The 24,886-nt window shown below is 71.6% G+C and carries 27 protein-coding genes and 1 pseudogene; all 28 read left to right on the plus strand.

The window, feature by feature from the left end; genetic code table 11:
- The first annotated feature begins 46 nt into the window (after nt 1–46).
- Nucleotides 47–478 carry a 50S ribosomal protein L11 gene (gene rplK, locus WDZ17_RS03380; RefSeq protein WP_339573889.1) on the plus strand — a complete coding sequence of 144 codons (432 nt, stop codon included), beginning with the start codon at nt 47–49 and terminating at the stop codon, nt 476–478.
- Nucleotides 479–631: 153 nt separating this feature from the next.
- Nucleotides 632–1,345 carry a 50S ribosomal protein L1 gene (rplA, locus tag WDZ17_RS03385; RefSeq protein ID WP_339573721.1) on the plus strand — a complete coding sequence of 238 codons (714 nt, stop codon included), beginning with the start codon at nt 632–634 and terminating at the stop codon, nt 1,343–1,345.
- Between the two features lie 385 nt (nt 1,346–1,730).
- A complete protein-coding gene (rplJ, locus tag WDZ17_RS03390; RefSeq protein ID WP_339573722.1) occupies nt 1,731–2,312 on the plus strand; it encodes a 50S ribosomal protein L10 in 582 nt (193 codons plus the stop codon).
- A gap of 141 nt (nt 2,313–2,453) precedes the next feature.
- Nucleotides 2,454–2,840, plus strand: coding sequence for a 50S ribosomal protein L7/L12 (rplL, locus tag WDZ17_RS03395; protein ID WP_339573723.1), 387 nt, complete (start codon nt 2,454–2,456; stop codon nt 2,838–2,840).
- Between the two features lie 459 nt (nt 2,841–3,299).
- Nucleotides 3,300–6,785: a DNA-directed RNA polymerase subunit beta gene (gene rpoB, locus WDZ17_RS03400; protein WP_422631791.1), complete on the plus strand. Its 3,486-nt coding sequence runs from the start codon at nt 3,300–3,302 to the stop codon at nt 6,783–6,785.
- A 127-nt stretch (nt 6,786–6,912) separates the two neighbouring features.
- Entirely contained in the window at nt 6,913–10,812 is a 3,900-nt protein-coding gene (locus tag WDZ17_RS03405; protein ID WP_339573724.1) for a DNA-directed RNA polymerase subunit beta', read from the plus strand.
- A 477-nt stretch (nt 10,813–11,289) separates the two neighbouring features.
- Nucleotides 11,290–11,664: a 30S ribosomal protein S12 gene (gene rpsL, locus WDZ17_RS03410; RefSeq protein WP_123379914.1), complete on the plus strand. Its 375-nt coding sequence runs from the start codon at nt 11,290–11,292 to the stop codon at nt 11,662–11,664.
- Nucleotides 11,664–12,251 (plus strand): annotated as a pseudogene (rpsG, locus tag WDZ17_RS03415) (30S ribosomal protein S7). Before rpsL ends, rpsG begins: the two are co-directional and overlap by 1 nt.
- A gap of 114 nt (nt 12,252–12,365) precedes the next feature.
- The gene (gene fusA / locus WDZ17_RS03420) at nt 12,366–14,474 is read left to right on the plus strand and encodes an elongation factor G (protein WP_339573725.1); all 2,109 of its coding nucleotides are present in this window, start codon (nt 12,366–12,368) and stop codon (nt 14,472–14,474) included.
- Nucleotides 14,475–14,588: 114 nt separating this feature from the next.
- Entirely contained in the window at nt 14,589–15,782 is a 1,194-nt protein-coding gene (gene tuf / locus WDZ17_RS03425) for an elongation factor Tu (protein ID WP_339573726.1), read from the plus strand.
- Between the two features lie 426 nt (nt 15,783–16,208).
- Nucleotides 16,209–16,517, plus strand: a complete 309-nt coding sequence (gene rpsJ / locus WDZ17_RS03430; protein WP_339566546.1) for a 30S ribosomal protein S10 — start codon at nt 16,209–16,211, stop codon at nt 16,515–16,517.
- 14 nt (nt 16,518–16,531) lie between these two features.
- Nucleotides 16,532–17,206 carry a 50S ribosomal protein L3 gene (gene rplC / locus WDZ17_RS03435; protein WP_339573727.1) on the plus strand — a complete coding sequence of 225 codons (675 nt, stop codon included), beginning with the start codon at nt 16,532–16,534 and terminating at the stop codon, nt 17,204–17,206.
- A gap of 4 nt (nt 17,207–17,210) precedes the next feature.
- On the plus strand, nt 17,211–17,900 hold the full coding sequence (rplD, locus tag WDZ17_RS03440; RefSeq protein WP_339573728.1) for a 50S ribosomal protein L4: 690 nt from the start codon (nt 17,211–17,213) through the stop codon (nt 17,898–17,900).
- Nucleotides 17,897–18,241: a 50S ribosomal protein L23 gene (gene rplW / locus WDZ17_RS03445; RefSeq protein ID WP_339573729.1), complete on the plus strand. Its 345-nt coding sequence runs from the start codon at nt 17,897–17,899 to the stop codon at nt 18,239–18,241. Before rplD ends, rplW begins: the two co-directional genes overlap by 4 nt.
- A gap of 40 nt (nt 18,242–18,281) precedes the next feature.
- Nucleotides 18,282–19,118, plus strand: coding sequence for a 50S ribosomal protein L2 (gene rplB, locus WDZ17_RS03450; protein WP_339573730.1), 837 nt, complete (start codon nt 18,282–18,284; stop codon nt 19,116–19,118).
- An 11-nt stretch (nt 19,119–19,129) separates the two neighbouring features.
- A complete protein-coding gene (gene rpsS / locus WDZ17_RS03455) occupies nt 19,130–19,411 on the plus strand; it encodes a 30S ribosomal protein S19 (RefSeq protein ID WP_339573731.1) in 282 nt (93 codons plus the stop codon).
- 79 nt (nt 19,412–19,490) lie between these two features.
- Entirely contained in the window at nt 19,491–19,883 is a 393-nt protein-coding gene (gene rplV, locus WDZ17_RS03460; protein ID WP_339573732.1) for a 50S ribosomal protein L22, read from the plus strand.
- Nucleotides 19,883–20,692: a 30S ribosomal protein S3 gene (gene rpsC, locus WDZ17_RS03465; RefSeq protein ID WP_339573733.1), complete on the plus strand. Its 810-nt coding sequence runs from the start codon at nt 19,883–19,885 to the stop codon at nt 20,690–20,692. The genes rplV and rpsC overlap by 1 nt, the downstream gene beginning before the upstream one ends.
- Nucleotides 20,693–20,695: 3 nt before the next feature.
- On the plus strand, nt 20,696–21,115 hold the full coding sequence (rplP, locus tag WDZ17_RS03470) for a 50S ribosomal protein L16 (RefSeq protein ID WP_339573734.1): 420 nt from the start codon (nt 20,696–20,698) through the stop codon (nt 21,113–21,115).
- A complete protein-coding gene (rpmC, locus tag WDZ17_RS03475; protein ID WP_339573735.1) occupies nt 21,115–21,363 on the plus strand; it encodes a 50S ribosomal protein L29 in 249 nt (82 codons plus the stop codon). Before rplP ends, rpmC begins: the two co-directional genes overlap by 1 nt.
- A gap of 11 nt (nt 21,364–21,374) precedes the next feature.
- Entirely contained in the window at nt 21,375–21,668 is a 294-nt protein-coding gene (rpsQ, locus tag WDZ17_RS03480) for a 30S ribosomal protein S17 (protein WP_339573736.1), read from the plus strand.
- A 112-nt stretch (nt 21,669–21,780) separates the two neighbouring features.
- Nucleotides 21,781–22,149 (plus strand): 50S ribosomal protein L14, encoded by a 369-nt coding sequence (gene rplN, locus WDZ17_RS03485; RefSeq protein ID WP_339573737.1) that lies wholly within the window; start codon nt 21,781–21,783, stop codon nt 22,147–22,149.
- Between the two features lies 1 nt (nt 22,150).
- Nucleotides 22,151–22,552, plus strand: coding sequence for a 50S ribosomal protein L24 (gene rplX / locus WDZ17_RS03490; RefSeq protein ID WP_422631792.1), 402 nt, complete (start codon nt 22,151–22,153; stop codon nt 22,550–22,552).
- The gene (gene rplE, locus WDZ17_RS03495; protein ID WP_339573738.1) at nt 22,549–23,136 is read left to right on the plus strand and encodes a 50S ribosomal protein L5; all 588 of its coding nucleotides are present in this window, start codon (nt 22,549–22,551) and stop codon (nt 23,134–23,136) included. The genes rplX and rplE overlap by 4 nt, the downstream gene beginning before the upstream one ends.
- Before the next feature lies 1 nt (nt 23,137).
- The gene (locus WDZ17_RS03500) at nt 23,138–23,323 is read left to right on the plus strand and encodes a type Z 30S ribosomal protein S14 (protein ID WP_339573739.1); all 186 of its coding nucleotides are present in this window, start codon (nt 23,138–23,140) and stop codon (nt 23,321–23,323) included.
- 201 nt (nt 23,324–23,524) lie between these two features.
- Nucleotides 23,525–23,923 (plus strand): 30S ribosomal protein S8, encoded by a 399-nt coding sequence (gene rpsH / locus WDZ17_RS03505; RefSeq protein WP_339573740.1) that lies wholly within the window; start codon nt 23,525–23,527, stop codon nt 23,921–23,923.
- A 15-nt stretch (nt 23,924–23,938) separates the two neighbouring features.
- Nucleotides 23,939–24,478, plus strand: coding sequence for a 50S ribosomal protein L6 (rplF, locus tag WDZ17_RS03510; RefSeq protein WP_339573741.1), 540 nt, complete (start codon nt 23,939–23,941; stop codon nt 24,476–24,478).
- Nucleotides 24,478–24,873 carry a 50S ribosomal protein L18 gene (rplR, locus tag WDZ17_RS03515; protein WP_339573742.1) on the plus strand — a complete coding sequence of 132 codons (396 nt, stop codon included), beginning with the start codon at nt 24,478–24,480 and terminating at the stop codon, nt 24,871–24,873. The genes rplF and rplR overlap by 1 nt, the downstream gene beginning before the upstream one ends.
- Nucleotides 24,874–24,886 lie beyond the last annotated feature (13 nt).

Below are 24,886 nucleotides of genomic sequence, written 5' to 3' on the forward strand. Positions count from 1 at the left end.
CGCCGACCCGCGGTCGGCGGGCGCGACCACGAGAGAAGGAACAGGCATGCCCCCCAAGAAGCGGGTCTCCGGACTCATCAAGCTCCAGATCAAGGCCGGCGCCGCGACGCCGGCGCCGCCGATCGGTCCCGCGCTGGGCCAGCACGGCGTCAACATCATGGAGTTCTGCAAGGCCTACAACGCGGCGACCGAGGCCCAGCGCGGCAACGTCGTCCCGGTCGAGATCACCGTGTTCGAGGACCGCTCGTTCACCTTCGTCACGAAGACCCCGCCGGCCGCGGAGCTCATCAAGAAGGCCGCCGGCGTCGACAAGGGGTCGGCGACGCCGCACACCGACAAGGTGGCGAGCCTCACCGCCGAGCAGGTCCGCGGCATCGCCGAGCAGAAGCTCGAGGACCTCAACGCGAACGACGTCGAGGCCGCCAGCAAGATCATCGCCGGCACCGCGCGGTCCATGGGCATCACCGTCCAGGGCTGAGCCCGCCGCACCACCGCTCGACACGCTCGACCAGTTCGACCAGCACGACCAGTGGCAGGGCCCGCGCTGGCCTCCCGACCACGACTCCCACCCACCCCGCCGCGGCCCCGCACCGACACGGACCACCGGTGCCGCGAGACCAGAGGAGCTGACATGCGCAGCAAGAAGTACCGCGCCGCCGCCGACAAGATCGACCTCGAGCGCCAGTACGCGCCGCTCGACGCCGTCCGCCTCGCCCGCGAGACGTCGACCACGTCCTTCGACGCCACCGTCGAGGTCGCCATGCGCCTCGGGGTCGACCCCCGCAAGGCGGACCAGATCGTCCGCGGCACCGTCAACCTGCCGCACGGCACGGGCAAGACCGCCCGCGTGCTCGTCTTCGCCACCGGCGAGCGAGCCGCCCAGGCGGAGGCCGCCGGCGCCGACGTCGTCGGCGGGGACGAGCTCATCGAGCGCGTCCAGGGCGGCTTCCTCGACTTCGACGCGGCGGTCGCGACCCCCGACCTCATGGGCAAGGTCGGTCGTCTCGGCCGCGTGCTCGGCCCGCGGGGGCTCATGCCGAACCCGCGCACGGGCACCGTGACGATGGACGTCGCCAAGGCGGTCACGGACATCAAGGGCGGCCGGATCGAGTTCCGCGTCGACAAGCACTCGAACCTCCACTTCGTCGTCGGCAAGACGTCCTTCACCGACACGCAGCTGGTGGAGAACTACGGCGCCGCGCTCGAGGAGGTGCTGCGGCTCAAGCCGTCGGCGTCCAAGGGCCGCTACATCTCCAAGGCCGTCATGACGACGACGATGGGCCCGGGCATCCCGCTCGACGCCTCGCGCACCCGCGGCCTCCTCGAGGAGACCGCGGCGGTCTGAGCCGCCCGGGGCGCGCCCGCCCGGCAGGAGCCCCCGTCCGGTACGCCGGGCGGGGGCTCCCGTGCGTCCGGGCACCGGGAGGGCGTGCGGGCCCCCGGGGGCAGGGCGGGCCCGACGATTTGGTCGCCGGGCCTACGTCCTCGTACGCTGACACCGACCGAAGACCGCCGGTCGTCGCCCTCCGGGCGGCGCCAAGGTCCCGCGGACGTCGCGGGCACCGGCGCAGGTGCCCGCAGCTCCGCCGTCCGCCCTCCCGGGGGTGGCGGCACCACGAGCCCCGTGCGCCTCGCGCCCGGGGCTCTCGTCGTCCTCGGGCCGAGCCGTCGGGGCGAGCAGCACGTGCCCCGCCGGCGGTGGTGACCCCACCCACCCCGGAAGGAGGGCCATGGCGAGGCCTGACAAGGAGGCGGCGGTCGCCGAGCTCGCGGAGAAGTTCCGCGGCTCGAACGCCGCCGTGCTGACCGAGTACCGCGGCCTGTCCGTCGCCCAGCTCAAGCGCCTGCGGCGCGCGCTCGGCGAGGACGCCACGTACTCGGTCTCGAAGAACACGCTGACCCGCATCGCGGCGTCGCAGGCCGGGGTCGACGCCTTCGACGCCGACCTGAACGGCCCCACCGCCATCGCGTTCGTCACCGGTGACCCGGTCCAGGCGGCGAAGGGCCTGCGCGACTTCGCGCGGGACAACCCCCAGCTCGTCATCAAGGCCGGTCTGCTCGACGGCCGCGCGATGACGGCGCAGGAGATCACCCAGCTCGCGGACCTCGAGTCCCGCGAGGTGCTCCTGGCCAAGGCCGCGGGCGCGATGAAGGCGACGCTGACCCGTGGCGCCGTGGTCGTCGCGGCCCCGCTGTCCAAGGCGGTCCGCACCGTCGAGGCCCTGCGCGTCCAGCGCGAGGCCGGTGCCCCGTCCGAGGCGGCCACGAGCGGCGAGCAGCAGCCCGCCGCGCAGGAGACGGCCGACGCCTGATCCTCCGGCGTCCCGGTCGCCGCCGGGACGCACCGCGGCGCACCGCCGCACCAGCACCAGCCCACACCAGCGCTGCCGGACGTCCCGCCGGGACACCGCCGCGCGACCCCCGCGGGGGACCGACCAGGAAGGACCGCCACCATGGCGAAGCTCAGCACCGACGAGCTGCTCGACGCGTTCAAGGACCTCACCCTCATCGAGCTCTCGGACTTCGTGAAGAAGTTCGAGGAGACCTTCGACGTCACCGCTGCCGCACCCGTCGCGGTCGCCGGCGGCGGCGGCGGTGGCGGCGAGCAGGCGCCCGCCGAGGAGGAGAAGACCGAGTTCGACGTCGTCCTCGAGGCGGCCGGCGACAAGAAGATCCAGGTCATCAAGGAGGTCCGCGCCCTCACGAGCCTGGGCCTCAAGGAGGCCAAGGACCTCGTCGACGGCGCCCCGAAGAACGTCCTCGAGGGCGTCGCCAAGGACGCCGCGGACGCCGCGAAGACCCAGCTCGAGGGCGCCGGGGCCACCGTCACCGTCAAGTGACGCCCGGCCGGCACCGCTGACCCACGGGTCGGCACGCCGGCAGCACCGCGCCGCCGAGGGGCGGGGCCGCGCAGGACGCGGCCCCGCCCCTCGGCGCGTCCGGCGCCCCTGCCGACCGCCGTCGCCCACCCCGCGTCCCGACCTCGGCCCGGCCCGCGGAGGGTCGTCGCTAGGCCTCCCGGGGCGCCCGCTTGACCGCGGGGCGCGCCTGGGCGAGAGTTCCCCCGCACACGCCAGCCCTGCGGTCCTCCTCCGGAGGACGGACGCAGCCCGGGACGACGAGGTCACCGGAGCCCGGCTGGACACGCGAGCGTGCCGTCGCCTACGCTTGCGACTTCGCCCTGTCCTGCGCCGACCCCTCAGATGCCCGCGCCTCGGTGGCGCGCCGGTGGGGGGCGATCGGCAGCGCCCTCCCAGGACGGCGACCGATCCGCCTGCAGGCACGTGGAAGGACCCCTCTTGGCCGTCTCGCGCACAGCGTCTGGCTCCACCACCCCCAGCTCCACCGCACGCCGCATCTCCTTCGCCAAGATCGACGAGCCGCTCGACGTCCCCGACCTCCTCGCCCTCCAGACCGAGAACTTCGACTGGCTCCTGGGCAACGACCGCTGGCAGTCCCGCGTCGCCGAGGCCCTCGAGGCCGGGCGCCAGGACGTGCCGACGGGCTCCGGCCTCGAGGAGATCTTCGAGGAGATCTCGCCGATCGAGGACTTCTCCGGCTCCATGTCGCTGTCCTTCCGCGACCACCGCTTCGAGCCGCCCAAGTACTCGCTGGACGAGTGCAAGGAGCGCGACATGACCTACGCCGCGCCCCTGTTCGTCACCGCCGAGTTCATGAACGCGACGACGGGCGAGATCAAGAGCCAGACGGTCTTCATGGGCGACTTCCCGCTCATGACCGACCGCGGCACCTTCGTCATCAACGGCACCGAGCGCGTCGTCGTCTCGCAGCTCGTCCGCTCGCCCGGGGTCTACTTCGAGCGCTCGCTGGACAAGCTGTCCGACAAGGACGTCTACACCGCCAAGATCATCCCCTCGCGCGGTGCGTGGCTCGAGTTCGAGGTCGACAAGCGCGACACGGTGGGCGTGCGCATCGACCGCAAGCGCAAGCAGTCCGTCACGGTCCTGCTCAAGGCGCTGGGCTGGAGCGAGGCGAAGATCCTCGAGGAGTTCGGCGAGTTCGAGTCGATCCGCGCGACGATGGAGAAGGACGGCGCCGTCGAGACCGACGACGCGCTGCTCGACATCTACCGCAAGCTGCGCCCGGGCGAGCCGCCCACGCGCGAGGCGGCCCAGACGCTGCTCGAGAACCTGTACTTCAACCCCAAGCGCTACGACCTCGCGAAGGTCGGCCGCTACAAGCTCAACAAGAAGCTCGGCATGTCCGAGCCGCTGTCCGAGGGCGTGCTGTCGGTCGACGACATCGCGGCCACCGTCCGACTGCTCGTCACCCTGCACAAGGGCGGCGACACCATGCCGGGCGTGGGCGAGGACGGGCAGCCCACCGAGGTCCGCGTCGAGGTCGACGACATCGACCACTTCGGCAACCGGCGCCTGCGCAGCGTCGGCGAGCTCATCCAGAACCAGGTCCGCACCGGCCTGTCCCGGATGGAGCGCGTCGTCCGCGAGCGGATGACGACCCAGGACGTCGAGGCGATCACGCCGCAGACGCTCATCAACATCCGTCCCGTCGTGGCCTCCATCAAGGAGTTCTTCGGGACGAGCCAGCTGAGCCAGTTCATGGACCAGACCAACCCGCTCGCGGGCCTGACGCACAAGCGCCGCCTGTCGGCGCTCGGCCCGGGCGGTCTGTCCCGCGACCGCGCCGGCATGGACGTCCGCGACGTGCACCCGTCGCACTACGGCCGCATGTGCCCGATCGAGACCCCGGAGGGCCCGAACATCGGCCTCATCGGGTCGCTGTCGAGCTACGGCCGCATCAACGCCTTCGGCTTCGTGGAGACGCCCTACCGGACGATCTCCGACGGCGTGGTCTCGGACGACGTGGTGTACCTCACCGCGGACGACGAGGACGACGTCGTCATCGCCCAGGCGAACGCGCCGCTCACGGCGGACAAGCGCTTCGCCGAGGCGCGCGTCCTCGTGCGCAGCCGGGGCGGCGAGGCCGAGTTCGTGCCCGCGGACGAGGTCGACTACATGGACGTCTCGCCGCGGCAGATGGTCTCGGTGGCGACGGCGATGATCCCGTTCCTCGAGCACGACGACGTCAACCGCGCCCTCATGGGCTCGAACATGCAGCGCCAGGCGGTCCCGCTGGTCCAGGCCGAGGCGCCGCTCGTCGGCACCGGCATGGAGCGGCACGCGGCCGTCGACGCGGGTGACGTCGTCGTCGCCGCGAAGGCCGGCGCCGTCACGGACGTGTCCGCCGACGCGGTCGTCGTCAGCAACGACGACGGCACGCAGTCCACGTACCGCCTCGCCAAGTTCACGCGCTCGAACCAGGGCACGTCGTACAACCAGCGCGTCGTCGCGGTCGAGGGCACGCACGTCGAGGTCGGCGACGTCCTGGCCGACGGGCCGTCCACCGAGAACGGCGAGCTGGCCCTCGGCAAGAACCTCCTCGTGGCCTTCATGTCGTGGGAGGGCCACAACTTCGAGGACGCGATCATCCTGTCGCAGCGGATCGTGCAGGACGACGTCCTGTCCTCGATCCACATCGAGGAGCACGAGGTCGACGCCCGCGACACCAAGCTGGGCGCCGAGGAGATCACCCGCGACATCCCCAACGTCTCCGAGGAGGTCCTCGCCGACCTCGACGACCGCGGGATCATCCGGATCGGTGCCGAGGTCGTCCCGGGCGACGTCCTCGTGGGGAAGGTCACGCCCAAGGGCGAGACCGAGCTCACCCCGGAGGAGCGCCTGCTGCGCGCGATCTTCGGCGAGAAGGCGCGCGAGGTGCGCGACACCTCGCTCAAGGTGCCGCACGGCGAGACCGGCACGGTCATCGGCGTCAAGGTCTTCGACCGCGACGAGGGCGACGAGCTGCCCCCGGGCGTCAACCAGCTCGTCCGGGTCTACACGGCCCAGCGCCGCAAGATCACGGACGGCGACAAGCTGGCCGGCCGTCACGGCAACAAGGGCGTCATCTCCAAGATCCTGCCCGTGGAGGACATGCCGTTCCTCGAGGACGGCACGCCCGTGGACATCGTCCTCAACCCGCTGGGCGTCCCCGGCCGCATGAACGTCGGCCAGGTGCTCGAGCTGCACCTGGGCTGGATCGCCTCCCGCGGCTGGCAGGTCGAGGGGACCCCGGAGTGGGCGGCGTCCCTGCCCGAGGCCGCGTGGAGCGCCGAGCCGAGGACCAACGTCGCGTCGCCGGTCTTCGACGGCGCCTCCGAGGACGAGATCACGGGGCTGCTCGGCTCGACGACGCCGAACCGCGACGGGGTGCGCCTCGTCGACGGCACCGGCAAGGCCCGGCTCTTCGACGGCCGCTCCGGCGAGCCGTTCCCCGAGCCGGTGTCGGTGGGCTACCAGTACATCCTGAAGCTCCACCACCTCGTCGACGACAAGATCCACGCCCGCTCCACGGGCCCCTACTCGATGATCACGCAGCAGCCGCTGGGCGGTAAGGCCCAGTTCGGCGGCCAGCGGTTCGGCGAGATGGAGGTCTGGGCCCTGGAGGCCTACGGCGCGGCGTACGCGTTGCAGGAGCTGCTGACGATCAAGTCCGACGACGTCCTGGGGCGCGTCAAGGTCTACGAGGCCATCGTCAAGGGCGAGAACATCCCCGAGCCGGGCATCCCCGAGTCCTTCAAGGTGCTCATCAAGGAGATGCAGTCGCTGTGCCTGAACGTCGAGGTGCTCTCGGCGGACGGCACGACGATCGAGATGCGCGACTCGGACGACGACGTCTTCCGGGCGGCCGAGGAGCTCGGCATCGACCTGTCGCGGCGGGAGCCGAGCAGCGTCGAGGAGGTCTGAGCCGGCGCCCGGCGCCCGACCCTGACCGGGTCGGGCGCCGGGCCCCCCGCGCCGTCCCCGCAGCGCCCGACGCGCGGGGGAGCGGCGCTCCCGTTCCACCACCCTTCACGTGAGAGAAGGACACCCCTTGCTCGACGGCAACCTCTTCGACGACCTGCGCATCGGCCTGGCCACCGCGGACAGCATCCGCGAGTGGAGCTACGGCGAGGTCAAGAAGCCCGAGACCATCAACTACCGGACCCTGAAGCCGGAGAAGGACGGTCTCTTCTGCGAGAAGATCTTCGGTCCGACGAGGGACTGGGAGTGCTACTGCGGCAAGTACAAGCGTGTGCGCTTCAAGGGCATCATCTGCGAGCGCTGCGGCGTCGAGGTCACGCGCGCCAAGGTGCGTCGTGAGCGGATGGGCCACATCGAGCTCGCCGCACCGGTCACCCACATCTGGTACTTCAAGGGTGTCCCCAGCCGCCTGGGCTACCTGCTCGACCTCGCGCCGAAGGACCTGGAGAAGGTCATCTACTTCGCCGCCTACATGATCACGTGGGTGGACGAGGAGTCGCGCCACCGCGACCTGCCGTCCCTGCAGGCCGCCATGGAGGTCGAGAAGAAGCAGGTCTCCGACCGGCGTGACAGCGACGTCGAGGCGCGCGCCAAGCGCCTCGAGTCCGACATCGCCGAGCTCGAGGCCGAGGGCGCCAAGTCCGACGCCCGGCGCAAGGTGCGCGAGAGCGCCGAGCGCGAGATGAACCAGATCCGCCGTCGTGCGGACGCCGAGGTCGAGCGCCTCACGCAGGTCTGGGACCGGTTCTCCAAGCTCAAGGTCTCCGACCTCGAGGGCGACGAGGTCCTCTACCGGGAGCTCAAGGACCGGTACGGCCTGTACTTCGAGGGCAGCATGGGCGCGAACGCGATCCAGAAGCGCCTCGAGAGCTTCGACCTCGAGGCCGAGGCCGAGCAGCTGCGGGAGATCATCCGCAGCGGCAAGGGCCAGAAGAAGACGCGCGCGCTCAAGCGGCTCAAGGTCGTCTCGAACTTCCTCACCACGAGCAACTCGCCCATGGGCATGGTGCTCGACTGCGTGCCGGTCATCCCGCCGGACCTGCGCCCGATGGTGCAGCTCGACGGCGGCCGGTTCGCGACGAGCGACCTCAACGACCTCTACCGCCGCGTCATCAACCGCAACAACCGTCTCAAGCGGCTGCTCGACCTCGGTGCGCCGGAGATCATCGTCAACAACGAGAAGCGGATGCTGCAGGAGGCCGTCGACTCGCTGTTCGACAACGGCCGACGCGGGCGTCCGGTCACCGGCCCGGGCAACCGGCCGCTGAAGTCGCTCTCGGACCTGCTGAAGGGCAAGCAGGGCCGCTTCCGCCAGAACCTGCTCGGCAAGCGCGTCGACTACTCGGGCCGCTCGGTCATCGTCGTCGGCCCGCAGCTGAAGCTCCACCAGTGCGGCCTGCCCAAGCAGATGGCCCTGGAGCTCTTCAAGCCCTTCGTGATGAAGCGGCTGGTGGACCTCAACCACGCGCAGAACATCAAGTCCGCCAAGCGCATGGTCGAGCGCGCCGGCGGGGCCGGTGCGCGCTACGGCCACGTCTGGGACGTGCTGGAGGAGGTCATCACCGAGCACCCGGTCCTGCTCAACCGGGCGCCGACGCTGCACCGCCTCGGCATCCAGGCCTTCGAGCCGCAGCTGGTCGAGGGCAAGGCCATCCAGATCCACCCGCTCGTCTGCACGGCGTTCAACGCCGACTTCGACGGCGACCAGATGGCCGTGCACCTGCCGCTGTCCACGGAGGCGCAGGCCGAGGCCCGCATCCTCATGCTGAGCAGCAACAACATCCTCAAGCCGGCGGACGGGCGCCCGGTGACCATGCCCAGCCAGGACATGATCATCGGCCTGTTCCACCTCACCGCCCTGCGCGAGGGCGGCGCGGGGGAGGGGCGCTCCTTCGGCTCCGTGGCCGAGGCGCTCATGGCGCACGACAACCGCGAGCTCGAGGTCGGCTCGCCCGTGTCCCTGCGCCTGGAGGGCGTCGTGCCCCCCGCGGGCACGGACCTGCCTGACGGCTGGGAGCCGGGCTCGCCGCTCGTGCTCAAGACCACCCTCGGCCGTGCGCTGTTCAACGAGACGCTCCCCGTCGACTACGCCTTCGTCAACGAGGGCGTGGACAAGAAGCGGCTCTCGACGATCGTCAACGACCTCGCCGAGCGCTACGACAAGGGGCAGGTCGCGGCGTCGCTGGACGCGCTGAAGGAGACCGGCTTCCACTGGGCCACCCGGTCCGGGACGACGATCTCCATCGCGGACGTGCTCACGCCGCCGAACAAGCAGGAGATCCTCGAGAGGTACGAGGCCAAGGCCGAGAAGGTCCAGCAGCAGTACGAGCTGGGCCTGATCACCGACGACGAGCGCCGCCAGGAGCTCATCGAGATCTGGACCGAGGCGACCAACGTCGTCGCCAAGGACATGCAGGACAACCTCGACGCCAACGCCCAGCGGAACTCCGTGTACCGCATGGTCACCTCCGGCGCGCGAGGCAACTGGATGCAGGTCCGCCAGATCGCCGGGATGCGCGGCCTCGTGGCCAACCCCCGCGGCGAGATCATCCCGCGGCCGGTGAAGTCGAACTTCCGCGAGGGCTTCTCCGTCCTGGAGTACTTCATCTCCAGCCACGGGGCGCGCAAGGGCCTCGCCGACACCGCGCTGCGGACGGCGGACTCGGGCTACCTCACCCGCCGGCTCGTCGACGTCTCCCAGGACGTCATCGTCCGGGAGGAGGACTGCGGCACGCGCCGCGGGCTCGTCCTGCCGATCGCCGAGCAGGGGAGCGAGGGGCTGCGCCGGGGCGAGCACGTCGAGACGAGCGTCTACAGCCGGACCCTGGCCTCCGAGGTGACCTCGCAGGACGGCACCGTGCTCGCCGAGGCGGGCAGCGACGTCGGCGACGTGCTGATCGACGCCCTCGTCGGCCAGGGCGTCGAGGAGATCAAGGTCCGCTCGGTGCTCACGTGCGAGTCGCGGGTCGGGACGTGCGCCCGGTGCTACGGCCGCTCGCTGGCGACGGGCAAGCTGGTCGACATCGGCGAGGCGGTCGGCATCATCGCGGCCCAGTCCATCGGCGAGCCCGGCACCCAGCTGACGATGCGCACCTTCCACACCGGCGGTGTCGCGGGTGACGACATCACCCACGGCCTGCCGCGCGTGCAGGAGCTCTTCGAGGCGCGCACGCCCAAGGGCGTCGCGCCGATCTCCGAGGTGCCCGGGCGCGTGGCCGTCGACGAGACGGAGCGGGCGCGTCGCCTCGTGGTGACGCCGGACGACGGCGGCGAGGAGATCGCGTACCCGCTCACCAAGCGCTCGCGGCTCCTGGTCGAGGACGGCCAGCACGTCGAGGTGGGCCAGCAGCTGGTCCAGGGTGCGGTCGACCCCAAGCAGGTGCTGCGGATCCTCGGCCCGCGCCGGGTGCAGCAGCACCTCGTGGACGAGGTCCAGGAGGTCTACCGGAGCCAGGGCGTCGGGATCCACGACAAGCACATCGAGGTCATCGTCCGGCAGATGCTCCGCCGGGTGACGATCATCGACGCCGGTGACGCCGGCCTCCTCCCGGGCGAGCTCGCCGAGCGGGCCCGCTTCGAGGAGGAGAACCGCCGGGTCGTCGCCGAGGGCGGCAGCCCGGCGGCCGGCCGGCCGGAGCTCATGGGGATCACCAAGGCCTCGCTCGCGACGGACTCGTGGCTCTCGGCCGCCTCCTTCCAGGAGACGACCAAGGTGCTCACCGAGGCGGCGCTCGCCGGTCGCAGCGACCCGCTGCTGGGCCTCAAGGAGAACGTGATCCTCGGGAAGCTCATCCCGGCGGGGACCGGCCTGTCGCGCTACCGCGACGTGGTCGTGGAGCCGACGGAGGAGGCGAAGGCGGCGATGTACTCGATGCCGGGCTACGAGGAGGTCGACTACGACCACTTCGGCCTCGGCTCGGGCCAGGCCGTCCCGCTCGAGGAGTACGACCTCGGCGGCGACTTCCGCTGACGCGAGACCCCGGTCCGGGGGCCCGCCGCCGTGCGCGGCGGGGCCNGGTCGACTACGACCACTTCGGCCTCGGCTCGGGCCAGGCCGTCCCGCTCGAGGAGTACGACCTCGGCGGCGACTTCCGCTGACGCGAGACCCCGGTCCGGGGCCCCGCCGCCGTGCGCGGCGGGGCCCCGGACCGCCCTCCCGGGGGCCGTCTTTGACGGTCCTCGGGCGCGGCGCCTATCCTCGGTGCGACGACCCGGGTCACCCGGGTGCTCACGTGCGCCCCGCAGCCAGCCCGCAGCTGGCCCGCACCGGGCTCGCGCGGCCGCAGCGCACTGCCGCAGCCTCGAGGACAGTCGCAGACACGCCCGGGCGCGTGGGTGGGAGACCGCCCGTGCCGCCCCACGGCCGCGCCCCAGCGCGGAGCAACCAGCACCAGCCGCCCGCGACGGGCGGCGCCCAGCACAGACGACGTGATACGGAGACGCACCGGTGCCCACGATCCAGCAGCTGGTCCGCAAGGGCCGGCAGGACAAGGTCGGGAAGCAGAAGACCCCGGCCCTCAAGGGGAGCCCCCAGCGCCGCGGCGTGTGCACCCGCGTGTACACCACGACGCCCAAGAAGCCGAACTCCGCGCTGCGCAAGGTCGCGCGCGTGCGGCTCTCCAGCGGCATCGAGGTCACGGCCTACATCCCCGGCGTCGGCCACAACCTGCAGGAGCACTCGATCGTGCTCGTGCGCGGTGGCCGCGTGAAGGACCTCCCGGGCGTCCGCTACAAGATCGTCCGCGGGTCGCTCGACACGCAGGGCGTCAAGAACCGCAAGCAGGCGCGGAGCCGCTACGGAGCGAAGAAGGAGAAGCGCTGATGCCTCGCAAGGGCCCGGCCCCGAAGCGGCCGCTCGTGATCGACCCCGTGTACGGCTCGCCGCTGGTGACGCAGCTGGTCAACAAGGTGCTGGTCGACGGCAAGAAGTCCACCGCCGAGCGCATCGTCTACGGCGCGCTCGAGGGGGCGCGCACCAAGACCGGCAACGACCCGGTGATCGCCCTCAAGCGTGCGCTCGACAACGTCAAGCCCGCGCTCGAGGTCCGCAGCCGCCGCGTCGGCGGCGCGACCTACCAGGTGCCCGTCGAGGTGCGCGCCGGGCGCTCGACGACGCTGGCGCTGCGCTGGCTCGTCGGCTACTCGAAGGCCCGTCGCGAGAAGACGATGACCGAGCGCCTGATGAACGAGATCCTCGACGCGAGCAACGGCCTCGGTGCCGCGGTCAAGCGCCGCGAGGACACGCACAAGATGGCCGAGTCCAACAAGGCCTTCGCGCACTACCGCTGGTGAGACCCGGCGCGGGGGGGGAGCAACNCGAGCAACGGCCTCGGTGCCGCGGTCAAGCGCCGCGAGGACACGCACAAGATGGCCGAGTCCAACAAGGCCTTCGCGCACTACCGCTGGTGAGACCAGGCGCGCGGGAGCAGCACCTGCTCCCGCGCGCGGCCGCCAGGCCACCGGCTCCGCACGCCACCGAGCGTGGGGGCCACCGACGAGCCCAGGGAAGAGGCTGCTAGAGCCGTGGCACAGGACGTCCTGACGGACCTCACCAAGGTCCGCAACATCGGGATCATGGCGCACATCGACGCCGGCAAGACCACCACCACCGAGCGGATCCTGTTCTACACGGGGATCAACTACAAGATCGGTGAGGTCCACGACGGCGCGGCCACCATGGACTGGATGGAGCAGGAGCAGGAGCGGGGCATCACCATCACCTCCGCCGCGACCACCTGCTTCTGGGAGGGCGCGCAGATCAACATCATCGACACGCCCGGCCACGTCGACTTCACCGTCGAGGTGGAGCGGTCGCTGCGCGTGCTCGACGGGGCGGTCGCCGTCTTCGACGGCAAGGAGGGCGTCGAGCCGCAGTCCGAGACGGTGTGGCGCCAGGCGGACAAGTACGACGTCCCGCGCATCTGCTTCGTCAACAAGATGGACAAGCTCGGCGCGGACTTCTTCTTCACCGTGCGCACCATCACGGAGCGCCTCGGCGCGAAGCCGCTCGTGCTGCAGATCCCGATCGGCGCCGAGAACGACTTCGTCGGCGTGATCGACCTCGTGTACATGCGCGCCCTCACCTGGCGCGGCGACACCGGCAAGGGCGAGGCCTACGCGGTCGAGGAGATCCCGGCCGACCTGGCCGAGGTCGCGGCCGAGTACCGGGACAAGCTCCTCGAGGCGATCGCCGACACGGACGAGTCGCTCATGGAGAAGTACCTGGGCGGCGAGGACGTCTCCCCGGAGGAGATCAAGGCCGCCGTCCGCAAGGTCACGGTCTCGAGCGAGCAGTACCCGGTGCTCTGCGGCTCGGCGTTCAAGAACAAGGGCGTGCAGCCCATGCTCGACGCCGTCCTCGACTACCTGCCGTCGCCGCTCGACGTCGAGGCCGTCCACGGCCACGCCGTCGGCGACGAGGACGAGGAGATCCTGCGGCACGCGGACGTCACCGAGCCGTTCTCGGCGCTGGCGTTCAAGGTCGCCTCGCACGCCTTCTTCGGCAAGCTCACGTACGTGCGTGTCTACTCGGGCCGGGTGGCGGCGGGGTCGGCGGTGCTGAACTCCACGAAGGGCCGCAAGGAGCGCATCGGCAAGCTGTTCCAGATGCACTCCAACAAGGAGAACCCGGTGGACGAGGCCCGTGCGGGCCACATCTACGCGATGATCGGCCTGAAGGACACCACGACGGGCGACACCCTCTGCGACCCGCAGAGCCAGGTCGTCCTCGAGTCCATGACCTTCCCCGAGCCGGTCATCTCGGTCGCGATCGAGCCGAAGACCAAGGGCGACCAGGAGAAGCTCGGCACGGCCATCCAGAAGCTGGCCGAGGAGGACCCGACCTTCCAGGTCCGCCAGGACGACGAGACCGGGCAGACGATCATCGCCGGGATGGGCGAGCTCCACCTCGACATCCTCGTCGACCGCATGCGCCGCGAGTTCCGCGTCGAGGCGAACGTCGGCAAGCCCCAGGTGGCCTACCGGGAGACGATCCGCCGGACGGTCGAGAAGATCGACTACACGCACAAGAAGCAGACGGGCGGCTCCGGCCAGTTCGCCAAGGTGCAGGTCTCCGTCGAGCCCCTGGACACGAGCGAGCCCGACGCCCCGATGTACGAGTTCGCCAACAAGGTGACGGGCGGCCGCGTGCCGCGCGAGTACATCCCCAGCGTCGACGCCGGCATCCAGGACGCGATGGCGCTGGGCGTCGTCGCGGGCTACCCCATGGTCGGCATCAAGGCCACGCTGCTCGACGGCGCCTACCACGACGTGGACTCCTCGGAGATGGCGTTCAAGATCGCCGGCTCCCAGGTGCTCAAGGAGGCCGTCCGCCGTGCGGACCCGGTCCTGCTGGAGCCGGTCATGGCCGTCGAGGTGCGCACGCCCGAGGAGTACATGGGCGACGTCATCGGCGACATCAACTCCCGCCGGGGCCTCATCCAGGCCATGGAGGACGCCAGCGGCGCGAAGGTCGTCCGCGCCCAGGTGCCGCTGTCGGAGATGTTCGGGTACGTCGGGGACCTGCGGAGCAAGACGCAGGGCCGGGCCGTCTACTCGATGTCCTTCGACAGCTACGCCGAGGTCCCCCGCGCGGTGGCCGAGGAGATCGTCAAGAAGGTCCGCGGGGAGTGACCCCGCGCTCCTGAAGGACCCACGGCCGGCGTCCGCCCGGACGCCGGCCGCCCCGCCCCGCGGGGACCAGCCAGCACCACCCAGACCACGCCCGAGACATCCCAGGAGGACCCAGTGGCGAAGGCCAAGTTCGAGCGGACCAAGCCGCACGTCAACATCGGCACCATCGGTCACATCGACCACGGGAAGACCACGCTCACCGCGGCGATCACCAAGGTGCTGCACGACAAGTACCCCGAGCTCAACAAGGCGTCGGCCTTCGACATGATCGACAAGGCGCCCGAGGAGAAGGCTCGCGGGATCACGATCTCGATCGCGCACGTCGAGTACCAGACCGAGGCGCGGCACTACGCGCACGTCGACTGCCCCGGTCACGCCGACTACATCAAGAACATGATCACGGGTGCGGCGCAGATGGACGGCGCCATCCTCGTGGTCGCGGCGACGGACGGCCCGATGCCGCAGACCCGCGAGCACGTGCTGCTGGCCCGCCAGGTCAACGTCCCCTACATCGTCGTCGCCCTCAACAAGGCCGACATGGTGGACGACGAGGAGATCCTCGAGCTCGTCGAGATGGAGGTCCGCGAGCTGCTGACCTCCTACGAGTTCCCCGGCGACGACCTCCCCGTCGTCCGCGTCTCGGCGCTCAAGGCGCTCGAGGGCGACGCCGAGTGGAGCGCGAAGCTCATGGAGCTCATGGACGCCGTCGACACGGCGATCCCGGAGCCGGAGCGCGACGTCGACCAGCCGTTCCTCATGCCCGTCGAGGACGTCTTCACGATCACGGGCCGCGGCACCGTCGTCACCGGTCGCGTCGAGCGCGGGACGCTCAACGTGAACGAGGACGTCGAGATCGTCGGCATCAAGGAGACGAAGACCAAGACGACCGTCACGGGCGTCGAGATGTTCCGCAAGCTCCTCGACGAGGCGCGCGCGGGCGAGAACGTCGGCCTGCTGCTGCGCGGCATCAAGCGCGAGGACGTCGAGCGCGGGCAGGTCATCTGCAAGCCGAACTCGATCGTGCCGCACACCCAGTTCGAGGCGTCCGTCTACATCCTGTCCAAGGACGAGGGCGGCCGGCACAACCCGTTCTACTCGAACTACCGTCCGCAGTTCTACTTCCGCACGACGGACGTGACGGGCGTCATCGAGCTGCCCGAGGGCACCGAGATGGTCATGCCGGGTGACAACACCGACATGAAGGTGAACCTCATCCAGCCCGTCGCCATGGAGCAGGGCCTGCGGTTCACCATCCGCGAGGGCGGCCGCACGGTCGGCGCCGGTCAGGTGACCTCCATCACGCAGTGACCCCGACGGGGGTGCGGGCGCCGTAGGGCGGCCGCACGGACCTGGGGAGCCGGCAGGGCCCGGGCGCTCGTCGCCCGGGCCCTGCCGCGTGCCCGGGAGGGTCGCCGGTGGCCGGCGGATTGGCCAAGGCGCCGGGCCCTCTGGCAGACTGCTCAAGTTGTCCCGCGCAGGTCACGCCTGCGCCCACCGCTCGCGGTGGAGGCGCGCCCCCTCGGGGCGTGCGGGGCGGCAGCAGAGCGCAGCAGCACCGAGCCGCCGCGGCCCGCCCCCCGGGGAAGGACCGTGACCGGCCCAGCCGCTCGTCAGCAGCGCGACACGCCCGACCTCGGGGGTCGGAGCGCGCGCGGGACGAGCGGGCGGGCCGCCCCCGCGCCGGGGGCGCCCCCACGACCTCAGCGGCACGACGGAGAGAGAGATCGCGACGCCATGGCGGGACAGAAGATCCGCATCCGGCTCAAGTCCTACGACCACGAGGTCATCGACAGCTCGGCGCGCAAGATCGTCGACACGGTGACCCGCGCTGGTGCGACGGTCGTGGGCCCGGTGCCGCTGCCGACGGAGAAGAACACGTTCTGCGTGATCCGCTCCCCGCACAAGTACAAGGACAGCCGCGAGCACTTCGAGATGCGCACGCACAAGCGGCTCATCGACATCGTCGACCCGACGCCGAAGGCGGTGGACTCGCTCATGCGGCTCGACCTGCCGGCGGACGTCAACATCGAGATCAAGCTCTGAGGACTGCTGACGCCATGACCACCACCACACCCGACCAGCGCGTCGTCGCGGGTCTGCTGGGGACCAAGCTGGGGATGACCCAGGTCTGGGACGCCGACGGCAGGCTCGTGCCGGTGACCGTCGTGCAGGCGGCCCCCAACGTCGTCACCCAGGTGCGCACCCCCGAGACGGACGGCTACTCGGCCGTCCAGCTCGCGGCCGGTGCCGTCGACCCCCGCCGCGTGACCAAGCCGGAGACGGGCCACTTCGCCCGGGCCGGCGTCACGCCCCGCCGCCACCTCGTGGAGGTGCGGACGGCCGACGCCTCCTCGTTCACCGCCGGCCAGGAGGTCGCCGCCGACGTGTTCAGCGCCGGCCAGGTGGTCGACGTCGTCGGCACGACCAAGGGCAAGGGCACCGCGGGCGTCATGAAGCGCCACGGCTTCTCCGGGGTCGGCGCCTCGCACGGCGCCCACCGCAACCACCGCAAGCCCGGCTCCATCGGCGGGTGCGCGACGCCCGGCCGCGTGTTCAAGGGCATGCGGATGGCGGGGCGCATGGGCAACGAGCGGCAGACCACGCAGAACCTCCTCGTGCACGCGGTGGACGTGGAGAAGGGCCTGATCCTCGTCAAGGGCGCGGTCCCGGGGCCCAAGGGCGGCCTCGTGCTCGTGAAGTCCCCCGCCAAGGCGATCGCGAAGGAGGCCTGAGCAGATGTCCCTCACCACCGAGGCCACGAGCCGCTCGGTCGACGTGGTCGACGCCTCGGGCACCACGACGGGCAGCGTCGAGCTGCCCGGCGCCGTGTTCGACGTGACGACGAACGTCCCGCTCATCCACCAGGTCGTCGTGGCGCAGCTCGCCGCGGCGCGCCAGGGCACGCACGCCACCAAGACCCGCGGCGCCGTCCGCGGCGGTGGCAAGAAGCCCTTCCGCCAGAAGGGCACGGGTCGTGCCCGGCAGGGCTCGACGCGCGCCCCGCAGTTCGCGGGGGGTGGCACGGTGCACGGGCCGCAGCCGCGGGACTACAGCCAGCGGACGCCCAAGAAGATGAAGGCGGCGGCCCTGCGCGGCGCGCTGTCGGACCGCGCGCGGCACGACCGCGTGCACGTCCTCAGCGGGGTCGTCGACGGCGAGCCGTCCACCCGCGCGGGGCTGGCGGCGCTGCGGGCCCTGCCGGGCGTGCAGGGGACGGGGCGCGACAGCTACCTCGTCGTCCTGGACCGCGCCGACGAGGCCGCCTGGCTGAGCCTGCGCAACGCCCCGCAGGTCCACCTGCTCCGGGCGGACCAGCTCAACACCTACGACGTGCTCTGCAGCGACGACGTCGTCTTCACGACGGCCGCGCTGCAGGCCTTCCTCGGCGGCCCGGCCGCCACGGCGGACAGCGAGGCCCAGGCGTGAGCGAGCAGACGGTCGACACCTCGAGCGCCGGCACTCTCGCCGCCCGGGTGGGCAAGGACCCCCGGGACGTGCTGCTGGCGCCGGTCGTGTCCGAGAAGAGCTACGCGCTGCTGGACGAGGGGAAGTACACGTTCCTCGTGGACCCCCGCGCCAACAAGACGGAGATCCGGATCGCGGTGGAGCGCGTCTTCGGCGTCAAGGTCACCGGCGTCAACACGGCGAACCGGCAGGGCAAGGCGCGCCGTACGCGCGGTGGCACCGGGCGGCGCAAGGACACCAAGCGCGCCGTCGTGACGCTGCGCGAGGGCGACACCATCGACATCTTCGGCACGACGGCCTGAGCCGGCGTCCGGGACCCGCCACGGAGAAGGACTGACAAGCATGGGCATCCGCAGCTACAAGCCGACGACGCCGGGCCGACGCGGCTCGTCGGTCGCCGACTTCGTCGAGGTCACGCGGTCCACGCCGGAGAAGTCGCTCGTGCGTCCCCTGCCGAAGAGCGGTGGGCGCAACAGCAGCGGTCGGATCACGACGCGGCACCACGGCGGCGGGCACAAGCGCGCCTACCGGGTGATCGACTTCCGCCGGCACGACAAGGACGGCGTGCCGGCCAAGGTCGCGCACATCGAGTACGACCCGAACCGCACGGCGCGCATCGCGCTCCTGCACTACGTGGACGGCGAGAAGCGCTACATCGTGGCGCCGGCGCGGCTGCGGCAGGGAGACGTGGTGGAGAACGGCCCCGGCGCCGACATCCGCCCCGGCAACAACCTGCCGCTGCGCAACATCCCGGTCGGCACGGTGGTCCACGCCATCGAGCTCCGTCCGGGCGGGGGCGCGAAGATCGCCCGCTCGGCGGGCGCCTCGGTGCAGCTCGTCGCCCGGGAGGGCGGGAACGCGCAGCTGCGGATGCCGTCGGGGGAGATCCGGCTCGTGGACGTCCGCTGCCGCGCCACGGTGGGGGAGGTCGGCAACGCCGAGCAGTCCAACATCAGCTGGGGCAAGGCCGGGCGCATGCGCTGGAAGGGCCGTCGGCCCACCGTGCGCGGCGTCGCGATGAACCCCGTCGACCACCCGCACGGCGGTGGTGAGGGCAAGACCTCCGGCGGCCGGCACCCGGTCAGCCCGTGGGGCCAGCCCGAGGGCCGCACGCGCCGCCCGGGCAAGCCGAGCGACAAGCAGATCGTCCGCCGGCGCCGCACCGGCAAGAAGCGCTGAGGAGACCTGACATGCCGCGCAGCCTGAAGAAGGGCCCCTTCGTCGACGACCACCTCCAGAAGAAGGTGGACGGGCAGAACGAGGCGGGCACGAGGAACGTCATCAAGACCTGGTCCCGACGCTCCGTCGTCACCCCGGACTTCCTGGGCCACACCTTCGCCGTCCACGACGGCCGCAAGCACGTCCCGGTCTTCGTGACCGAGTCGATGGTCGGCCACAAGCTCGGCGAGTTCGCGCCCACGCGGACATTCCGCGGGCACATCCGGGACGACCGCAAGGGCCGCCGCCGCTGACCGCCGGCGGTCGAGCGCCCCGACGGGCGCACGACCGGCGAGATCTGGACGCGCAGAGGAAGAGAAGGCAGGACACACGATGGAAGCCATGGCGAAGGCGCGCTACGTGCGCGTCACGCCCCAGAAGGCGAGGCGCGTCGTCGACCTCGTCCGGGGCCGGCGGACGGGCGACGCCCTCGCCGTGCTCGAGTTCGCCCCGCAGGCGGCGAGCGAGCCCGTGCGCAAGGTCGTCGAGAGCGCGATCGCGAACGCCCGCGTGAAGGCCGACCAGGCCGGGGAGCCGTTCGACGAGCGCGGGTACGTGGTCTCCGCGGCCTTCGTGGACGAGGGACCCACGATGAAGCGGTTCCGCCCACGGGCCCAGGGTCGCGCCGCCCGCATCAACAAGCGCACCAGCCACATCACGGTGGTCGTGGCGCCCGCTCCGGCGCGCGCCCGGGCGGCTGCCTCGAGCACGGGGAGGACCTCCTAGTGGGCCAGAAGATCAACCCGCACGGCTTCCGCCTGGGGATCACGACCGAGCACCGCTCGCGGTGGTTCGCGGACTCGACGAAGTCGGGCCAGCGCTACCGCGACTACGTGGGCGAGGACGTCTCGATCCGCAAGCTCATGTCCACGGGCATGGAGCGCGCGGGCATCGCCAAGGTGGACATCGAGCGCACCCGTGACCGCGTCCGCGTGGACATCCACACCGCACGCCCGGGCATCGTCATCGGCCGCCGCGGCGCCGAGGCCGACCGCCTGCGCGGGGAGCTCGAGAAGCTCACGGGCAAGCAGGTCCAGCTCAACATCCTCGAGGTGAAGAACCCCGAGACCGACGCGCAGCTCGTGGCGCAGGGCATCGCCGAGCAGCTCGCCAGCCGCGTGGCCTGGCGCCGTGCGATGCGCAAGGGGATGCAGACCGCCTCCCGCGCCGGCGCCAAGGGCATCCGGGTGCAGTGCTCGGGCCGCCTCGGCGGGGCGGAGATGAGCCGCTCGGAGTTCTACCGCGAGGGGCGCGTGCCGCTGCACACGCTCCGGGCGAACATCGACTACGGGTTCTACGAGGCCAAGACGACCTTCGGGCGCATCGGCGTGAAGGTCTGGGTCTACAAGGGCGACCTGACGAGCCGCGAGCTGGCGCAGCAGCAGGCCAACGCGCCGCGGGGCCCGCGGGGCCCCCGGGCGGAGCGCCCGACCCGCGGCCGCCGCCCCGGCAGCGACGGCCCGCCCGCGCAGGCGCCCGCGACCGAGGCCGGCGCGGCGCCCCAGGCCGTCGCGAACCCCGGAACGGAGGGCTGAGGAGTGCTCGTCCCACGCAGGCTCAAGCACCGCAAGCAGCACCACCCCCGGCGCACCGGCGCCGCCAAGGGCGGGACGTCGATCGCCTTCGGCGACTTCGGCATCCAGGCCCTGGAGCCGGCCTACGTCACCAACCGGCAGATCGAGTCGGCCCGCATCGCCATGACCCGCTACATGAAGCGTGGCGGCAAGGTCTGGATCAACATCTACCCGGACCGCCCGATCACCAAGAAGCCCGCCGAGACCCGCATGGGCTCCGGCAAGGGCTCGCCGGAGTGGTGGGTCGCCAACGTCAAGCCCGGCCGGATGCTCTTCGAGATCTCCGGCGTGGCCGAGCCCGTCGCCCGCGAGGCGATGCGGCTGGCCATCCACAAGCTGCCCATGAAGTGCCGCTTCGTCGCCCGCGAGGGGAGTGAGGTCTGATGGCCGTCGGGAGCGAGGGCCTCGCACCGTCCGCGCTGCGCGAGAAGGACCCCGACCAGCTGGTCGAGGAGTTGCGGCGCGCCAAGGAGGAGCTCTTCAACCTCCGCTTCCAGTCGGCCACCGGCCAGCTGGAGAACCACACCCGGCTGCGCGCCGTGCGCCGGGACATCGCCCGCATCTACACGGTGATGCGCGAGCAGGAGCTCGGCATCGTCAGTGCGCCGGCGGCGGGGGGCAGCGAGCAGTGAGTGAGGACGCAGTGAGCACGAACGGGACCACGGCGCCGGAGGGCGCCCACCACGAGCGCGGCTACCGCAAGACGCGCCTCGGCGTCGTCAGCAGCGACAAGATGGACAAGACCGTCGTGGTGGTCGTCGAGGACCGGGTCAAGCACCCGCTGTACAGCAAGGTCATCCGACGCACCAGCAAGGTGAAGGCCCACGACGAGACCAACGCCGTCGGCGTCGGGGACCGCGTGCGCATCTCCGAGACGCGGCCGCTGTCCGCCACCAAGCGGTGGCGCGTGGTCGAGGTGCTGGAGAAGGCCGAGTGACCGCGCGGCCGGGCGTCCGTCCGGCCGCAGCACCTCCCAGCACGCAGACCAGCACGTCCGTTCGGCCAGGCTCGGACGCCGAGAACCGGCACGACGACAGGAGTGGGAACCAGTGATCCAGCAGGAGTCGCGGCTCAAGGTCGCCGACAACACGGGTGCCAAGGAGATTCTCTGCATCCGTGTCCTCGGCGGCTCCGGCCGCCGGTACGCCGGCATCGGGGACGTCATCGTGGCGACCGTCAAGGACGCCATCCCCGGTGGCAACGTCAAGAGGGGCGACGTCGTCAAGGCGGTCGTCGTCCGCACCCGCAAGGAGCGCCGTCGCCCCGACGGCTCCTACATCCGCTTCGACGAGAACGCGGCCGTCATCCTGCGCGCCGAGGGCGACCCCCGCGGCACGCGCATCTTCGGCCCCGTCGGGCGCGAGCTGCGCGACAAGCGCTTCATGCGGATCGTCTCGCTCGCCCCGGAGGTGCTCTGACATGGCCACGAAGCCGCAGCAGAAGTCCACGCGGACGGTCAAGCCGAAGATGCGGATCAAGAAGGGTGACCTGGTCCAGGTCATCTCCGGCGCCACGCAGGCGCGCGGGGGTGACCGGGGCAAGCAGGGGCGCGTCATCGCGGTCCTGCCCGAGCGCGGCCGCGTCCTCGTCGAGGGCGTCAACCGCGTCACCAAGCACGTCAAGGCCGGCGCCGCGGGGCGCGGCTCCGGCGGGCGGGAGACGGTCGAGGCGCCGATCCACGTCAGCAACGTGCAGCTCGTCGACCCCGAGACCGGCCGCCCCACGCGCGTGGGCGTGCGCACCGAGACGACCGAGCGCGACGGCCGGACCGTCACCACGCGGGTCCGCGTCGCCAAGCGCTCCGGCAAGGACATCGCATGAGTGAGACGACCCACGAGGTGACCGAGGCGAGCGGCGCGCCGTCGCCCCGGCTCAAGCAGCGCTACCGCACCGAGATCGCCCCGGCGATGCGCGAGCAGTTCGGCTACGCGAACGTCATGCAGATCCCCGGCCTGGTCAAGGTCGTGGTGAACATGGGCGTGGGCGACGCCGCGCGCGACTCCAAGGTGATCGACGGCGCCGTCCGCGACCTGACGACCATCACCGGCCAGAAGCCGCAGGTGACGAGGGCCCGCAAGTCCATCGCGCAGTTCAAGCTCCGCGAGGGCATGCCCATCGGCTGCCACACGACGCTGCGGGGCGACCGGATGTGGGAGTTCCTCGACCGGCTCGTGTCGCTGGCGCTGCCCCGCATCCGCGACTTCCGCGGCCTGTCGCCCAAGCAGTTCGACGGGCGGGGCAACTACACGTTCGGCCTCACGGAGCAGTCGATGTTCCACGAGATCGACCAGGACCGCATCGACCGCGTCCGCGGCATGGACGTGACGGTCGTGACGACGGCCCGCAACGACGACGAGGGCCGGGCGCTGCTGCGCCAGCTCGGCTTCCCCTTCAAGGAGGACTGACATGGCGAAGACCGCCCTGGTCAACAAGGCCGCGCGGAAGCCGAAGTTCGGCGTCCGCGCGTACACCCGCTGCCAGCGCTGCGGGCGCCCGCACTCGGTGTACCGGAAGTTCGGGCTGTGCCGCGTGTGCCTGCGGGAGATGGCCCACCGCGGCGAGCTCCCGGGCGTCACGAAGAGCTCCTGGTGAGCCGCGCGGGCCGATGAGCCCGCAGCGGCCTCCCGGCCGCGAGGCGGAGGAGGGCACCGCCGGCCGACGCCGGCGGTGACGCCGCCGCACCACCCCAGAACGCCAGACAGCGCCGGCGCCCGCGAGGGCACGGCACGGACGCCTCAGGTCCACCCCCGCCGGGGGTGAGAAACCGAGGTGAGGAAGGGCGGACGAAGCCCGATGACGATGACCGACCCGATCGCGGACATGCTGACGCGTCTGCGGAACGCCAACTCGGCGTACCACGACGACGTGACCATGCCCTACAGCAAGCTCAAGCAGCGCATCGCCGAGATCCTGACGTCGGAGGGCTACATCTCCGGCTGGGGCGTCGAGGACGCCGAGGTGGGGCGCAAGCTCACCCTCGAGCTCAAGTTCGGCCCCAACCGCGAGCGCTCCATCGCCGGGGTGCGCCGGGTCAGCAAGCCGGGCCTGCGCGTGTACGCGAAGTCGACCAACCTGCCCCGCGTCCTCGGCGGCCTCGGCGTGGCGATCCTGTCCACGTCGTCCGGCCTGCTGACGGACCGGCAGGCCACGAAGCAGGGCGTGGGCGGGGAAGTCCTCGCCTACGTCTGGTAAGGCGGAGGAGGACGCATGTCCCGCATCGGCAGACTGCCCATCGACGTCCCCGGTGGCGTCGATGTCAGCATCGACGGCCAGGACGTCGTCGTGAAGGGCCCGCGCGGCACCCTCTCGCACACCGTCCCCGCGCCCATCTCCGTGGCCCGCGGCGAGTCCGGGGCCCTCGAGGTCTCGCGGCCCGACGACGAGCGGGAGAACCGCTCGCTGCACGGCCTGACCCGGTCGCTCATCGCGAACATGGTCACCGGCGTGACGACGGGCTACGAGAAGAAGCTCGAGATCGTCGGCACCGGCTACCGCGTCCAGGCGCGGGGCGGGTCGCTGGAGTTCGCGCTGGGCTTCAGCCACCCCGTCGTCATCCCGGCGCCGGAGGGCATCACCTTCGCGGTCGAGGCGCCCACGCGCTTCTCCGTCCAGGGCATCGACAAGCAGCTCGTGGGCGAGGTCTCGGCCAACATCCGCAAGCTGCGCAGGCCCGACCCGTACAAGGGCAAGGGCGTCCGCTACGCGGGCGAGCAGATCCGGCGCAAGGTCGGGAAGGCAGGGAAGTGATGGCACGCAGGTCCTCCTACCGCGGGGTCACGGCGGTCCGCGGCACGGGCACTACGGCCGCGCGCGCCCGTCGTCACCTGCGGGTCCGCAAGAAGGTCTCGGGCACGCCCGCGCGCCCGCGCCTCGTGGTCAACCGCTCCACGCGCCACGTCTTCGTGCAGGTGGTGGACGACACCGTCGGCCGGACGCTGGTCAGCGCCTCGACCATGGAGGCCGACCTCCGCGCCCTCGAGGGCGACAAGACCGCCAAGGCGCGCCGCGTGGGCGAGCTCGTGGCGGAGCGCGCCCGCGCCGCGGGTGTCGAGGCCGTGGTCTTCGACCGCGGCGGCAACCGCTACCACGGCCGCGTGGCCGCCGTCGCCGACGGCGCCCGCGAGGGTGGCCTGGCCGTCTGAGCCGGCGCCGCCG

Source organism: Pseudokineococcus basanitobsidens (genome assembly GCF_037482545.1).
Classification (GTDB): domain Bacteria; phylum Actinomycetota; class Actinomycetes; order Actinomycetales; family Quadrisphaeraceae; genus Pseudokineococcus; species Pseudokineococcus basanitobsidens.